At 53.1% G+C, this 14,650-nt stretch carries 11 protein-coding genes; 7 read left to right on the top strand and 4 right to left on the bottom strand.

What is annotated here, in order from left to right; translation table 11 throughout:
* Positions 1-2: 2 nt before the first annotated feature.
* The 3 genes from WNY38_RS03110 to WNY38_RS03100 all read right to left on the bottom strand — a co-directional run bounded on the left by WNY38_RS03110 (position 3) and on the right by WNY38_RS03100 (position 6,172).
* A complete protein-coding gene (locus WNY38_RS03110) occupies positions 3-1,541 on the bottom strand; it encodes a hybrid sensor histidine kinase/response regulator (protein ID WP_342855863.1) in 1,539 nt (512 codons plus the stop codon).
* A gap of 159 nt (positions 1,542-1,700) precedes the next feature.
* Positions 1,701-3,605: a propionyl-CoA synthetase gene (locus tag WNY38_RS03105; protein ID WP_342855862.1), complete on the bottom strand. Its 1,905-nt coding sequence runs from the start codon at positions 3,603-3,605 to the stop codon at positions 1,701-1,703.
* A 284-nt stretch (positions 3,606-3,889) separates the two neighbouring features.
* Positions 3,890-6,172: an NADP-dependent malic enzyme gene (locus WNY38_RS03100; protein ID WP_342855861.1), complete on the bottom strand. Its 2,283-nt coding sequence runs from the start codon at positions 6,170-6,172 to the stop codon at positions 3,890-3,892.
* Between the two features lie 267 nt (positions 6,173-6,439).
* On the opposite strand from WNY38_RS03100, the gene cdd reads away from it, so the two are divergent.
* The 6 genes from cdd to WNY38_RS03070 all read left to right on the top strand — a co-directional run bounded on the left by cdd (position 6,440) and on the right by WNY38_RS03070 (position 12,558).
* The gene (gene cdd, locus WNY38_RS03095; protein ID WP_342855860.1) at positions 6,440-6,829 is read left to right on the top strand and encodes a cytidine deaminase; all 390 of its coding nucleotides are present in this window, start codon (positions 6,440-6,442) and stop codon (positions 6,827-6,829) included.
* Positions 6,830-6,834: 5 nt separating this feature from the next.
* The gene (locus tag WNY38_RS03090; protein ID WP_342856079.1) at positions 6,835-8,145 is read left to right on the top strand and encodes a thymidine phosphorylase; all 1,311 of its coding nucleotides are present in this window, start codon (positions 6,835-6,837) and stop codon (positions 8,143-8,145) included.
* On the top strand, positions 8,142-9,353 hold the full coding sequence (locus WNY38_RS03085; protein WP_342855859.1) for a phosphopentomutase: 1,212 nt from the start codon (positions 8,142-8,144) through the stop codon (positions 9,351-9,353). The genes WNY38_RS03090 and WNY38_RS03085 overlap by 4 nt, the downstream gene beginning before the upstream one ends.
* Positions 9,350-10,342 carry an adenosine deaminase gene (locus WNY38_RS03080; protein WP_342855858.1) on the top strand — a complete coding sequence of 331 codons (993 nt, stop codon included), beginning with the start codon at positions 9,350-9,352 and terminating at the stop codon, positions 10,340-10,342. Before WNY38_RS03085 ends, WNY38_RS03080 begins: the two co-directional genes overlap by 4 nt.
* Positions 10,335-10,967 (top strand): uracil phosphoribosyltransferase, encoded by a 633-nt coding sequence (gene upp / locus WNY38_RS03075; RefSeq protein ID WP_342855857.1) that lies wholly within the window; start codon positions 10,335-10,337, stop codon positions 10,965-10,967. Before WNY38_RS03080 ends, upp begins: the two co-directional genes overlap by 8 nt.
* A gap of 70 nt (positions 10,968-11,037) precedes the next feature.
* Entirely contained in the window at positions 11,038-12,558 is a 1,521-nt protein-coding gene (locus WNY38_RS03070) for an SPOR domain-containing protein (RefSeq protein WP_342855856.1), read from the top strand.
* Between the two features lie 84 nt (positions 12,559-12,642).
* Here the strand turns inward: WNY38_RS03070 and WNY38_RS03065 are convergent, their stop codons facing one another.
* A complete protein-coding gene (locus tag WNY38_RS03065) occupies positions 12,643-13,677 on the bottom strand; it encodes a hypothetical protein (protein ID WP_342855855.1) in 1,035 nt (344 codons plus the stop codon).
* 125 nt (positions 13,678-13,802) lie between these two features.
* Here WNY38_RS03065 and WNY38_RS03060 point away from each other — a divergent pair, with 125 nt between their 5' ends.
* Positions 13,803-14,468: a sulfotransferase family 2 domain-containing protein gene (locus WNY38_RS03060; RefSeq protein ID WP_342855854.1), complete on the top strand. Its 666-nt coding sequence runs from the start codon at positions 13,803-13,805 to the stop codon at positions 14,466-14,468.
* Positions 14,469-14,650 lie beyond the last annotated feature (182 nt).

Genomic DNA, 14,650 nt, shown 5'->3' with positions numbered 1-14,650 from the left:
ACCTATTTCTTATGTTTGAGTAAATGAATTGTTTTTTTTATAATCTTTGCATCTTGGCTCAGAGTGTCCAGAAGCGCAATGACTTCTGAGCGGTGGGCGGTGAACACTTTGCGTTCCATATCGAGTGCCCGTTGGTGGGCTGCAGGGGCGTATGAGGTCGCGAAGAGGCCCGCAAGTGCATGTGCGCAGCGCGCAAATGCCTCCTTGTCAATCTGCGACATTTCGCGAGCCACTAAATTCTGAGCTGTCGTCAGTTGTGTCGAGAAGTCGTTTTCCAATTGAGATAAAAATGTTTGCCGCGCATCAGGATTTAATGCCTCAATCAGCGCCCCAAGGTTTTGGATGTGCGTTTCAGCACAGAATGCACCGATGCGGGTCTCGCTTAGAGTTCCGGGCGTGAAAGGTGGGGCAAGGTGCAGCGCTGATAGAATGGCGTTGTGCAAATAGGCTGCATTGGACACGGGCTTATTCAGCACAGACAGCGCGCCTGCCGCTTTGATGGCTGCGTGGTTGCGCTCAAAAACATGAACCGTAACACCAATAGTTGCTGGCAGGGTGATCTTGCGCTCTCTTAACGTCTGCAAAAGATCTATCCCCGAAAAAATTGGCATCTCGATATCTAAAAACATCAAATCAAATTTATGGCGCAGAAGCGCATCAATGGCTTCAGCACCGCCATCAGCTTCTTCAACCAACAGTCCTATGCCTTCCAACTGGGCGCGCAAAGAAATACGATGCACAGCACCGTCATCAACGATCAAGGCCGAACGCCCCTGAAGCAATGACATCACGGTGTCATTCTGCATATATGGAGCGATTTCAGGAATGGAGGGTGCCGGCAACTTCAAGGTCAAAATCGCCCCGCCGTCCTTTGCATTTTTGGCTCGCAACGTGCCACCCATGCTCTCACATAGGCTGTATGCAATGCGCAATCCGTATCCTGAGCCGGGCTCTCCTGCGCCCACAGGAGCAGGGGGGAAGTCAAATATTGTCGCGAGCTGTGCTTGTGTGAAACCGTCACCATGGTCGCGCACGGTTATGCAAAGCCCTTTTTGCTCGCAATACTCTGCATGAAGTTCAATTTTTCCTCCCTTTGCATGGCGCGCCGCGTTTGACACCAAGTTAGATAAGATGCGCTCCACCGCAAGCACGTCAATTTGAAGGCTCTGAGGCAGGGACGGGTGTGCATCGAATTCAAGGACCACGCCTGTATCGACGACAATTTTGTTCCATCTTAGAAAGAGCGTCGACAAAAACTCGCCTACATTGGTGTCACCAAATTCGGGGGGCTGTATTGCGTGTTCGCCAGCAACCATGGTTAGCGCGTCGCGCAACAGACGTCCCAAATGGTCGCTTGCGGCGATCAGTTGGCGAACGTCATTGCGTGATTGGGTATCTTTGAGTGAATAGGACAACGCGTTGAGGCCTGCGGATACTTCCGAAAAAGAGGACCGGATATCATGTGATAGAAACGAAAATAGCCCCGCGTCCGCGACTCTGACGGTTGTGGGGTGTCTCGCGATATCGTCTTTATGTGCCACTGTAGCGTACTTTCCGGTCTATAAAGTAGCATACTTTCCAGTCTATAAACCAAACATAGAAAAACGCGCCCCGACAAGGGAGCGTTTTGAAAGCTTACCTTGTGATTAATACTATTTTAACCACAAGGCTGCTGAGAAACAGGCATTCTGAGGTAAAATTTAGTCTTTTGCGTAACCGAGATCCTGCAAAGCTGCCTTAATCTCAGTTAAAATTTCAGGATCATCAATAGTTGCCGGCATTTTGAACGCGTCGCCGTCTGCGATCTTAGCCATGGTGGCGCGTAGAATTTTTCCGGATCGTGTCTTGGGCAAACGGTCAACCACGCAAGCCAATTTGAACGCCGCGACGGGTCCAATTTTTCCGCGCACATCGGTGACCACTTCGCGCACGATTTCCTCAACAGGGCGGTCTACGCCCGCGTTCAAACATAGAAACCCGAGAGGCATTTGTCCTTTAAGTGTGTCTGCAACCCCGATCACTGCGCATTCAGCGACGTCTGGGTGAGAGGCCAAAACTTCTTCCATCGCGCCGGTCGACAGACGGTGGCCCGCCACGTTGATCACGTCATCTGTGCGTGCCATGATGTACAGGTATCCGTCTTCGTCTTTGATCCCAGCATCACCCGTCTCATAATAACCTGGAAAATGTGATAAGTAACTGCTTTTGAATCGATCTTCGGCGTTCCACAGGTTGGGAAAAGTGCCTGGCGGCAAGGGCAACTTTACAGCGATCACGCCAAGCTCGCCAGCCGCAACCTCATGACCTGCTTCATCCAAAATATGAATATCGTAGCCTGGCATCGCCACAGAAGGCGAGCCAACTTTGACGGGCAGTTCTTCAATCCCAAGCGGATTTGCAGCGATACCCCAACCCGTTTCGGTCTGCCACCAATGGTCGATTACCGGCTTTTTCAGCAGGGTTTGCGCCCAGATAATCGTGTCAGGGTCAGCGCGTTCACCGGCCAAAAACAGAGATTGCAAGCTGCTCAGGTCGTAATCAGCAATCAATGCGCCTGTAGGGTCTTCGCGTTTGATGGCGCGGAAAGCTGTAGGAGCCGTGAACAGCACTTTGACGTTGTGATCTTCTATGACACGCCAAAAGGCGCCTGCATCCGGTGTGCCGACAGGTTTACCTTCGAACACCACGGTGGTGTTACCGTGAATAAGAGGTCCGTAGCAAATATAAGAGTGGCCTACGACCCAGCCCACATCAGAAGCCGCCCAGAAAACATCACCGGGGTTCACATTGTAAATGTTTTTCATCGTCCAATTGAGCGCGACAAGCTGCCCGCCCGTATGGCGAATAACGCCTTTTGGCGCACCTGTGGTCCCGGACGTGTACAAGATATAAGCAGGATGGTTGCCCTCAACTGGTACACAGTCTGCAGGCTCAACACCAAATTGGAACCCGTGCCAATCAAAATCGCGCTCTGGATTTAGGTCGGCAACCTCTTGTTCGCGTTGCAATATAACGGTGAAATCCGGTGTGTGCTGTGCAAGATCAATCGCATTGTCTAGCAGCGGCTTATAGTGCACCACGCGGTTTGGTTCGATCCCGCAAGAGGCCGCGATGATCGCTTTGGGGGTGGCATCATCAATCCGCACGGCCAATTCATTGGCTGCAAATCCGCCAAAGACCACGGAATGCACAGCCCCCAAACGGGCACAGGCCAGCATCGCTTCCAGTGCCTCAGGAATCATTGGCATGTAGATGATTACGCGGTCGCCTTTTTCGACGCCTTTTGCGCGCAAGGCACCAGCCAAACTGGCGACGCGATCTTGCAGATCGTTGAATGAAATTGTTTGCTTGGTGTTGGTCACGGGGCTGTCGTAAATAATGGCAGCCTGCGCGCCACGCCCGTCTGCGACATGACGATCCACGGCGTTGTAACAAGTGTTGGTCAATCCGTCAGAGAACCACTCATATATGGGTGCGTTTTCATCGAACAGCGCCTTTGTTGGCTTTTGAAACCAATGGATTTGTGTTGCAGCAGTCATCCAAAATGTTTCTGGATCTGCTTTCCAAGCGTCGTAAACGTCCGCGTAACTGCCGGTGTGGCCCATGACTTATCTCCTCGCTCATGTGCGCAGAAATAACGAGCGCTTGTGACTAGACTTGTCAAGAAGAGTGGCATCTCGCCACCGCAACCCTCCTCAGGAGACAAGTTTTTCACGCGCTCACTGCGCTATAACCACTGATAACAAGAAGGGCGCGAAATGTTGATGGAAATTCTGCAAATCTGTGTAGCGGACCAGTTTGCAAACTTTGCAATTCGCGGGTCTGTACAGTCTTTCTGGCAAAGGATACGCCCTCCCATCGGTAAATCTCATGGGAGGGCGTTTTGTGCTTAGCCGTAATGCGATACAGGCGTGCCAGCGATCGCGGACATATTCAACAGGCCGCGGGGCGTAATCGACGGGGTGACGACATGCGCTTTGTTGGCGAGGCCCATCAAAATCGGGCCGACTTCAAGTCCGCCACCTTTTGTTTTCAATATGTTGCGAACACCCGAGGCCGCATCCGCATTGGCGAAAACCAAAGCGTTGGCGGGTTCTGTCAGACGTGAGGCGGGGAAAATCCGGTTGCGCAACTCTGGATCCAAAGCTGAATCGATGTGCATTTCGCCCTCGTATGCAAAATCACGTGGCTCTGAGTCCAAAATCTCAAGTGCAGCCCGCATGCGACGCCCCGTATCGCAATCCAAATTTCCGAACTGAGAATGCGAACACAGCGCTATTTGCGGCTCGGCTCTAAAGCGGCGAATGTGGCGCGCTGTCGCGATAACCGTTTCGGCGATTTGCTGTGGGGTTGGCTCTGGATGCACATGGGTATCCGCTATAAACAGTGGCCCGTCTTCCAATATCATCAAAGACAAAGCCCCAATTGGATGCAATTCTTTGGTGCCCAAAATTTGGGTTAAGTAATTGAGGTGCCAAAGATATTGACCAAAGGTTCCGCAGATCAAGCTGTCGGCATGGTCTTGCTGCACCATGATCGCACCGATGGCTGTTGTGTTGGTGCGCATAATGGCTTTTGCCAAATCTGGTGTCACGCCTTTGCGCTCCATCAAGCCGTGATAAGCCTGCCAATACTGTCTGTAGCGGCTGTCGCTTTCAGGGTTCACGATTTCAAAATCGACACCTGGGCGAATTTTCAAACCTGCTCGCTCTGCACGCATTGCGATCACATCGGGACGGCCAATCAAGATCGGCATGTCTGTGGTTTCTTCGATCATCGCATTGGCGGCGCGCAGAACGCTTTCGTTTTCGCCCTCAGCAAAGGCGATGCGGCGTTCAACTTGTGATGCTGCCGCAAAGACAGGGCGCATGATCATAGCGGACTTGAACACGGAATGATCAAGCGAAGCTTTGTAGGCTTCGATGTCAGCAACCGGGCGTGTGGCCACACCGCTTTCCATCGCGGCGCGTGCTACGGCTGTGGCCACGACACCCATAAGGCGTGGGTCAAAAGGCTTGGGGATCAAATAGTCAGGACCAAAGGTCATGCGCTCGCCGCTGTATGCTGCCGCGGCTTCAGCTGATGTGGTGGCGCGGGCAAGGGCGGCGATGCCTTCGATGCAGGCGATTTTCATCTCGTCGTTAATCTCGGACGCGCCGACATCCAAGGCACCGCGGAAAATGAACGGAAAGCACAGCACGTTGTTGACTTGGTTCGGATAGTCGGAGCGCCCTGTGGCGATGATCGCGTCGGGGGCGACTTTGGCCAAGTCTGCAGGATCGATTTCAGGGTTCGGGTTGGCCAGCGCGAAAATGATCGGCGCTTTGGCCATCTTTGTGACCATTTCAGGTTTCAAAACGCCAGGGCCAGATAGACCCAAGAATAAGTCAGCGCCATCCACGACATCGTCCAACGTACGCAGGTCGCTTTTTTGCGCATAGGCTTCTTTTTGTGGCGTCATTTCTTCGGTGCGGCCCTCGTAAACAAGACCAGCAATGTCACAGAGCCAAACGTTTTCGCGTTTCACGCCCAGTTTTAACAGCATGTTCAAGCAGGCAATCCCGGCCGCGCCGCCGCCGGTTGACACCACTTTAATGTCTTCGAAGTTCTTCTTTTGAACCAAAAGCGCATTGGTCGCAGCGGCACCGACAACAATGGCTGTCCCGTGTTGGTCATCATGGAACACAGGGATGTTCATACGTTCACGACACAATTGCTCAACGATAAAGCAATCGGGCGCCTTGATGTCTTCCAAATTGATCGCGCCAAATGTTGGCTCAAGTGAACAGACAATGTCGGCCAATTTTTCGGGATCGCTTTCATTCACTTCAATGTCAAAGCAATCGATATTGGCGAACTTTTTGAACAGAACCGCTTTGCCTTCCATCACAGGTTTGGAGGCGGCAGCACCAATATTGCCCAACCCCAAAACAGCAGAGCCGTTTGAAATTACAGCCACAAGGTTGCCACGAGACGTGTAGCGACTGGATGTGCTTGGGTCGGCTTTGATCTCTAGGCAGGCTTCGGCGACGCCGGGGCTATAGGCCAATGAGAGGTCGCGTCCATTGGCAAGCGGCTTGGTTGCGCGAATTTCCAATTTTCCGGGTTTAGGGAATTCGTGGTAATCCAGAGCCGCCTTGCGCAGTGTGTCCTTGCGTGTGTCGTCCGCCATGTGTGCCTCCAAAGCTTTAGTTTAGTGTTAAACTATTTTTTTCGCTACGTCAAAGCTGACGCCATTGAGCATGCCTGTACGCTTGTCAGTGGGCTTCCTTCAAGCCCCTCCAACAAAAACTAGACGATGTTAGCGCAAACTATAACCGTTTTTGTGCGACGGTGCGTCATTTGATTGGTTCTGACTACAGATTTTTCCCAAGACTCTTGCATCCTGTTATCGAGCAGCGCACTCTAGACCAAACAGTCAAATTTATCAGGTAATCTCATGTCCTTATTAGCTGCCGCCCGAGACATCCGCGACAAAGCCTACGCACCTTATTCAAACTTTAAAGTTGGAGTTGCCTTGCGCAGCACATCTGGCGAGGTTTTCGTCGGGGTGAATGTCGAAAACGCGGCCTATCCTGAGGGGACTTGCGCCGAAGCTGGCGCAATTGCTGCGATGATCGCGGCAGGGCACACGCGGATCGCAGAAGTCGCAGTCATTGCAGATGCGCCTGTGCCCGTGCAGCCTTGTGGCGGATGCCGCCAAAAGCTGAGAGAATTCGCAGACGATGATGTCGTGGTGACGATGGCCAATCTCAATGGGGTCGAGGCGCAAACGACAGTTGGCGCGCTTTTGCCGGGGGCCTTCTCGAAAGATCAGTTGGAAACCTGATGTCCATGGATGCACGCGATATAATTGCAAAACTGCGTGATAAGCAGGGGCTTTTCGATTCCGAATTGAATTGGTTTGCCGCTGGTTTGGCGTCTGGTGTTGTGACCGACGCCCAAGCCGGTGCCTTTGCCATGGCTGCATTGCTCAATGGCATGTCTGATCCTGAACGTGTGGCGCTGACTTTGGCGATGCGTGACAGTGGTGATGTCATGCGTTGGGACTACTCCGAGCCAACCATCGATAAGCATTCCACCGGCGGCATCGGCGATTGCGTGTCTTTGTTGCTCGCGCCCGCTTTGGCCGCTTTGGGGGCTTATGTGCCCATGGTGTCAGGGCGCGGCCTTGGCCACACGGGCGGCACACTTGATAAATTGGAATCCATTCCTGGCCTGAAAACAGAAGTGTCAGAGGACAAGTTTCGCGATGTCGTCACCAAGGTGGGCTGTGCGATCGTCTCAGCCACGGGTGCAATCGCGCCTGCTGATAAGCGTTTGTACGGCATTCGCGATGTGTCGGGCACGGTGGAAAGCATCGATCTAATCACCGCATCGATCCTGTCCAAAAAACTGGCCGCAGGGTTGGAGGCTTTGGTCTTGGATGTGAAGTGCGGTTCTGGTGCGTTCATGACAACCATTGAAGAGGCGCGCACCTTGGCGCAAAGCCTTGTGACGACGGCGAATGGGGCAGGGTGCAAGACGTCGGCTTTGATCACTGATATGAACCAGCCATGTTGTCCATCTCTTGGCAATGCGCTTGAAATTATGGAAGTGATGAAGGCGCTGACGTCTGGTGAAGTTGATAACGATTTGTGCGACTTAACTTGCGCTTTGGGCGGAGAGTTGATGGTGCTAAGCGGTTTGTCTGACGATGTTGACGCCGCAAGTTGGGCTGTGCGCGATACTTTGACCGATGGATCCGCTGCAGAGCGGTTCGGCCAAATGGTCACTGCGCTGGGCGGACCTGCGGATTTCGTTGATCTCTGGCGGGATCGCCTGCCGTCGGCTCCTGTGGTGCGCGATGTCATGGCGCCGCATGCAGGGTTTGTCAGCGCGATGGATGGGCATGCATTGGGCATGGCTGTCGTTCATTTGGGGGGTGGTCGTACCAACGGTGGGGAACGGATTGATCCAGCGGTTGGTTTGACAAACGTTTGCGAATTGGGCGAGCCTGTGGATGGAGATGTTTTGATTGCAACCATCCATGCGCGCAATTTGGACGATGCGGATGCTGCTGAGGCTGCTTTGCTTTGTGCTATTGAAATTGGTAATACTGCGCCAGAACCGCTAAAACTTATTTTGGAAAAGGTGTCTGTATGACCCGTGCGTTTTTAATTGTTATGGATTCCGTTGGGGTTGGTGGCGCGCCGGACGCCGATACGTTTTTCAACGGCGATGTGCCCGATACAGGCGCCAACACCGTCGCACATATCGCACAGGCCTGTGCTGAGGGGCGTGCGGAAATTGGGCGCTCTGGTCATTTGAATATTCCGCATTTGGACATGATCGGTCTTGGCGCCGCGATGGCGCATGCGAGTGCGGATCCGGCCCCCGGTTTGACGGCCAAGCCTGAGGGCCTGTATGGCGTCGCCACTGAAGTGTCTCGTGGTAAGGATACGCCGTCTGGTCATTGGGAATTGGCAGGGGTTCCTGTGCCTTGGGACTGGCATTTTTTCCCCGATGAAGCGCCGGCCTTTCCCAACGATATTATGGATGAAACCGCACATTTATGTGGGGCTGGCGGGACCTTGGCCAATTGCCATGCCTCTGGCACGGATGTCATTGACCAATTTGGCGCGCAGCATGTCGAGACGGGCTGGCCGATTATCTATACCTCGGCTGACAGTGTTATGCAGATTGCCGCACATGAAGAGCATTTCGGGCTTGAGCGCTTGTTGCAGCTTTGCAAAGATCTTGCGCCTGTTTTGCATGAGATGAAAATCGGACGGGTGATTGCGCGTCCTTTTGTTGGTTCGGTTGACGAGGGATTTATACGCACCCAAAATCGCCACGACTATGCAATCGTGCCACCCAGCCCGACGCTGTTGGATTGGGCACAGGAGGCAGGCCGCAAGACTTATGCTATTGGAAAAATTGGAGATATTTTTTCAATGCGGGGCGTGGACGATCTGCGCAAAGGCACGGATGACGTTTTGTTTGACCATCTTTCCGACGTGATGGACGAGGCTCCGGATGGCGCATTTGTTTTTGCCAATTTTGTCGAATTTGACAGCAAATTCGGGCATCGCCGTGATGTATCTGGGTATGCACGCCATCTTGAATGGTTCGATGCGCAGATCGCGCGATTGTTGTTGCGCATAAGAGAGGGCGACCTGATTATATTCACTGCTGACCACGGCAATGACCCCACATGGGTCGGTACTGATCACACCCGTGAATGTGTGCCCGTTTTGGGTCTGGGCGTTGGTATGAAGCCCATTGGTAATGTGAGTTTTGTGGATGTTGCGGCTTCGATTGCCGAACATCTTGGGGTTCCCGCGCAAGGGCCTGGAAGGAGTTTTCTATGACAGTTCAGGACCTCAAAAAACTTGAGTTGCACTTGCACCTTGAAGGGGCTGCGCCGCCTGCGTTTATTCGCGGTTTGGCCAAGGAGAAAAAACTCGATATTGGCGGAATTTTTGACGAGAACGGCGCCTATAAATACAAAGACTTTTGGGATTTTCTCAAAGTTTATGAGGCCGCGACAACCGTGCTGCAAAGCCCGCAAGATTTTTACCGTCTGACCCGTGCGGTTCTTGAGGAATGCGCCGCCAATCAGGTGATCTATGCTGAGACTTTTCTAGCCCCTGATTTTTGTGGTGGCGGTGATTTGATCGCATGGAAAGACTATTTGGCCGCGATTGAACAAGCCGCCGATGAAATGCAGGCCGAGGCTGGAATTATCCTAAAGGGTATTCCCACCTGCGTGCGCCATTTTGGGCCTGATCAAGCGAAAAAGACCGCGATTTGTGCCGCTGAAACCGCCGGCGGCTTTGTTACAGGCTTTGGCATGGGGGGCGATGAAGTCTTTGGCGCGCAACGTGACTATGCCTATGCCTTTGATATGGCCAAAGAAGCAGGGCTTCAGTTGACATCGCATGCGGGCGAATGGGGTGGCCCTGACAGTGTGCGCGACGCGATCCGTGATTTGGGCGTGACGCGTATCGGGCATGGCGTGCGTGCTATTGAGGATGACGCGCTGATCGACGAAATTTTGGAAAAAGACGTGGTGCTCGAGGTCTGCCCCGGCTCGAACGTAGCGCTGGGCGTCTATGTGTCGTTGAGCGATCATCCGATTGCAAAACTGCGCGAGCGCGGCGTCAAAGTCACTGTATCGACGGACGATCCGCCCTTTTTCCACACCACAATGCGCAAAGAATTTGGGGATCTGTCCGATGCTTTCGGATGGGATGCTACCGATTTCACAGCGCTCAATCAAACAGCACTCGACGCAGCCTTTTGCGATAAAGCCACCCGCGCAGTCTTACAAAAAACTTTGGAGCAAAATGATGCTTGAGCACCTCACCGTCGTCACCCATCCTTTGGTGCAACACAAACTGACTTTGATGCGCGACAAGGCGACATCGACGGCAGAATTTCGCCAATTGCTGCGCGAGATTTCGCAACTTTTGGCCTATGAGGTCACGCGTGAATTGGACATGACAACCAAACGCATCGACACCCCGATGCAGCCAATGGACGCGCCTGTGCTGGCGGGCAAGAAACTGGCGTTGATTTCGATCTTGCGCGCAGGCAATGGCTTGCTGGACGGGGTGCTGGAATTGATCCCGTCTGCGCGTGTTGGATTTGTCGGATTGTACCGCGACGAGGAAACGTTGGAACCTGTCCAATATTACTTTAAGGTGCCGGAATCGCTGGAAGATCGCTTGGTGATCGCAGTTGACCCGATGCTTGCAACAGGTAATTCTTCGGTTGCAGCAATCGATTTGCTGAAGAAAGCAGGGGCCACGAATATTCGGTTCTTGTGCTTGTTGGCTTCCCCAGAAGGTGTGGAAACGATGAAAAAAGCACATCCAGATGTGCCAATCGTGACCGCCTCGGTGGATGAATGCCTGAATGACAAAGGATATATCATTCCAGGACTAGGGGATGCGGGCGATCGCATGTTTGGCACTAAATAGGCGATTTGGCTCTAGGAAAGATTGCTGATTTACGTTACTCTACACACTATATCTTGTGTGGGGGCACATAATGAAGACGATCAGAATTATTTCTATTGCCGTGTTGGCTGCGACGCTGGGCGTGACGGGCTTAAATGCGCGCACGTCACTGCGAAATGCAGACGAACCAACAGAGTTTCCGCCTGCCAGCTATAAAGCGAGCCAGTATGTGGACAGCGCTGGCTGTGCTTATGTGCGTTCTGGCCATAGTGGCCATGTCATCTGGGTGCCGCGTGTCTCACGTGATCGTAAGGTTTTATGTGGCTTCCAGCCGTCTTTGACAAATGCGCAGGCCAGTCTTCCGGTGATCCCAGACCCAGTTTTGCCGGCAGGTGCCAAAGCGCCATTGGCAACTGTGGCCACCACGACGACAATCCCTGAACAAGTGTCAGCCCCTTCGAAAAGAACATCTTTCCCTGCGGCGGCCCCCGTCAAGTTGGCACCTCAAGTCGAACCTGTAGCGCCTAAGCCCGTTGTCGCTGCTGCAAAAGCTGTTGTAAAATCAGCTCCTGTCAAACGCGCAACGCTGGCAGACGCTGAAATCGTGGGCCAGACTTGCGGTACAAATGCGGCGGGCCAACCTTTGCGCTGTACCGCGGCATCGACGCAATCCCCAGACTATATTTTGAAACGCTTGCCAGCTGGGATTACAGTGCGCAGAGCGGACGGTGGCACCTTGACCACGACAGAACCAACATTGGTGCGTGTGGCGATCAAATCACCAACGCCAGCCGTTGTTGCCCCCTCTGCGGTCTTACCTTTGCCACTCCAAAAAGCCCCGCAGACACAGTATCTGGTTGCTGCAACGGCGGCACCCGTCACATCCAATTGCAATGGCCTGAGTGGCAACGCTGCCCAGTACATGCGCACATCGTCAAAGCTCGCTGTGCGGTGTGGCCCTCAGGCTGTGCATCCCTCGGCCTATATTCAACGGGTCGCTCAAGCGAATGTCGATCTTGCTGAAGTCTCACGCAGAGGGCGCGAACTTGGTGTGGCGTATTCAGCGCCGGTGTCCGTGCAGACCCCTACGGGCTACCGCCGTGTATTTGACGATGGGCGTTTCAACCCAAATCGTGGTCCTCAAACTTTGGCAGGCGATTACCAACAAGCACAGGTTTGGACAAACACCGTTCCTTCCTATCCCGTCGAAACTGGCGTGCCACTGACATTCTGGCAGAAACTGTTTGGAATAGGTCCAAAGCCTGCGCAAGGCGTTGTAACTTATGCCCAGCCATCAGCGACAGAGACGTATCAAGACATTCGTGTTTCAACTAAATCCGTGGCACCGGTCATCACGCCCGTCGCGCGTCAGGCCGCCGCTAGCGGTCTGCGTTATGTGCAAGTTGGGACATTTGGCGTGCCGTCGAATGCAGATAAATCCATTGCACGTTTGTCAGCGATGGGGATGCCTGTGTCTTCACAGATCTTGAACCGCAATGGTAAGCAACTCAAAATGGTGCTTGCAGGGCCTTTCGCCAGCCCACAGCAAACCATGCAAGCTTTGGGGCAAGCACGGTCCGTTGGATATAGTGACGCTTTTGCACGTAAATAATGTCGTCGCACAGCGTTGTATTAAGTGAGAGAAGCCTCTGTTTTTGCAGGGGCTTTTATCGTTTTAGTATAGAAGACTGTGAACTCAACCCTCGCAGATGTTTTGCAAAGCGACCCAATCGCCGTCAACCAACACGGGGCGCGCAGACTGCACCCGTACGGCGTCTGCTTCGATCAATGGCAAAGTGCTGACGCCTGTGATGTCTTGGGCATAGGCATAGGGCGCGGTGCGGACTTCAGCTGTGGCAAAGCGGTCTATCAAACGCTCTGTGTCAATCGGCTCAAGGTCTTGACGCATCATCTCTTCGGCGTAGGCATCCAGTGCCTCGTCTGGAATTTCACCGCTGGTCAACAGCCGTAGTGATGTGATCAATCCGGCGCTGCGCAAAAGATGTTCAAGCGGGTCGGCATCTGCCGCACGTTGCTGCTCAGCCAAAACGAACCCTGCGACGACGTCGGGGTCTTCAAAGTCTTCGATCACGCTACGATTGAGCAAGATAATCCCGCCGGGCAGGTGTAGCGCAGTGTTGACGCCACTGCGTAAAACCACGATGTCGCCTGCTCCATTGGTCTGCAGCCTAGATTTAAGCGCCTGCAACGCGCGTGCACCATGCACAGTATCACATGGTTGACCGGACAGCCGCTCGATACGGGTAAGCAAAGCGTCACCAATCTGCGTGCGGGTGACGTTGGGAACAATTGTCACGGCTTGGCGCACTAATGCACCGGGCAGCCAAAAGATACCAAGTGCCAAAACGCTGAAACAGGCAGCGCCATACAAAATACCGCGCAACCGTCCATGATGCGACGACCCTTGAACAACAGCCCGTTGGATCTTCAAAATGGCCGCTATCATGGCCTCGTCTTCTGTTTCAAGACGTTCAGCGGTGTCTGGACCTGGGGCGAAAACAGCAAGACGTTCGGTAGCGCCATTCACGCGTTCGATTGCAGGCAAAGACCAATGCGACAGAGGCGTGTCGTTGGGATCACTGATCGTTAGCGTCGCTTCTCCCAAAGACACAATCACTTCCACCCGTTGGGTTTCCCCTTCAGGACGCCAAAGCGCTGATGCTTCGAGACGATCATATTCGGATAGCGCGGTCATGCGCGGGCTGCTCATTTATTGTTTCTTTGGAGCAATCTACCGTGGATTATGGTCCATAACAATCGACGGTCGCGTGATTTGGCGCTCGAAATGATGATTTGGCGGTTTTCGAAGTCCTCGGGTCAGGTTAGTTTGGGCCTATGATTATTTCACACGGTCGCAAATACATTTTTGTCCACATTCCCAAAACGGGTGGGACGGCGCTGAGTTTGGCGTTGGAGGGGCGTGCAATGGCGGATGATCTGCTCGTTGGCGATACGCCCAAGGCTGTGAAACGCCGAAAACGTATGAAAATGTTGAATTCGGATTGCAATTTAAGTAAACATGCGCGGCTTTCAGATATTGAGGCGGTGGTGCCGCAAAGCGCGTTGGATGCATATTTGGTCTTCACGCTGGTGCGCAATCCATGGGACAGGATCGTAAGCTACTATCATTGGCTTAAACTGCAAAATTGGGATCACCCTTCAGTGCATTTGGCCAAGACGGTCGATTTTTCGACGTTCTTGAATGATACGTCAACGCTCAAGTCCTTGGCGTTTCCTTATTCTTATTACGTGACCGACACTACAGGCGTAGAGCGCGCGGGACTTTTTATACGCCTTGAGACCCTTGATCAGGATTTGAGGCCTTTATGGGATCACCTTGGATTTTGCCTTAGTCCGATCGCGCGCAAAAACGCGTCACCGCGCATGCGTGATTTCAGGGGCTATTACACTGATGCTGATCGCGATGTTGTGGCAAAACTTTGCGCTACAGATATCGCGCGTTTTGGCTATGCATTCACGCAAACAGGTTTGCGCGATTAAAGAAATGATCTTATCTTCGTACCGTATATTTTTCTGGCTTGATCAGCATCAAACCGCGCGGCACTGTAGACGCTATCACGATATATTTTGACGCCGAACAGATTGTTTTTGTCAATGTCGGCGCCTTGGTTCATCGCCTGCCAGCGAAAGGCGATCTTGTGACGGGGCGGCCGGTGATGGCG

Origin of the sequence: Pacificibacter sp. AS14 (assembly GCF_038899935.1) — a bacterium.
GTDB lineage: Bacteria > Pseudomonadota > Alphaproteobacteria > Rhodobacterales > Rhodobacteraceae > Celeribacter.
This window is presented reverse-complemented; position numbering and strand designations above follow the sequence as displayed.

Excerpts from the sequence above, each read along its gene's own strand:
- WNY38_RS03070 (WP_342855856.1), top strand. The coding sequence starts at position 11,038 with ATGAAGACGATCAGAATTATTTCTATTGCCGTGTTGGCTGCGACGCTG.
- upp (WP_342855857.1), top strand. The coding sequence starts at position 10,335 with ATGCTTGAGCACCTCACCGTCGTCACCCATCCTTTGGTGCAACACAAA.
- WNY38_RS03100 (WP_342855861.1), bottom strand. The coding sequence starts at position 6,172 with ATGGCGGACGACACACGCAAGGACACACTGCGCAAGGCGGCTCTGGAT.
- cdd (WP_342855860.1), top strand. The coding sequence starts at position 6,440 with ATGTCCTTATTAGCTGCCGCCCGAGACATCCGCGACAAAGCCTACGCA.
- WNY38_RS03080 (WP_342855858.1), top strand. The coding sequence starts at position 9,350 with ATGACAGTTCAGGACCTCAAAAAACTTGAGTTGCACTTGCACCTTGAA.
- WNY38_RS03105 (WP_342855862.1), bottom strand. The coding sequence starts at position 3,605 with ATGGGCCACACCGGCAGTTACGCGGACGTTTACGACGCTTGGAAAGCA.
- WNY38_RS03065 (WP_342855855.1), bottom strand. The coding sequence starts at position 13,677 with ATGAGCAGCCCGCGCATGACCGCGCTATCCGAATATGATCGTCTCGAA.
- WNY38_RS03090 (WP_342856079.1), top strand. The coding sequence starts at position 6,835 with ATGGATGCACGCGATATAATTGCAAAACTGCGTGATAAGCAGGGGCTT.
- WNY38_RS03085 (WP_342855859.1), top strand. The coding sequence starts at position 8,142 with ATGACCCGTGCGTTTTTAATTGTTATGGATTCCGTTGGGGTTGGTGGC.
- WNY38_RS03060 (WP_342855854.1), top strand. The coding sequence starts at position 13,803 with ATGATTATTTCACACGGTCGCAAATACATTTTTGTCCACATTCCCAAA.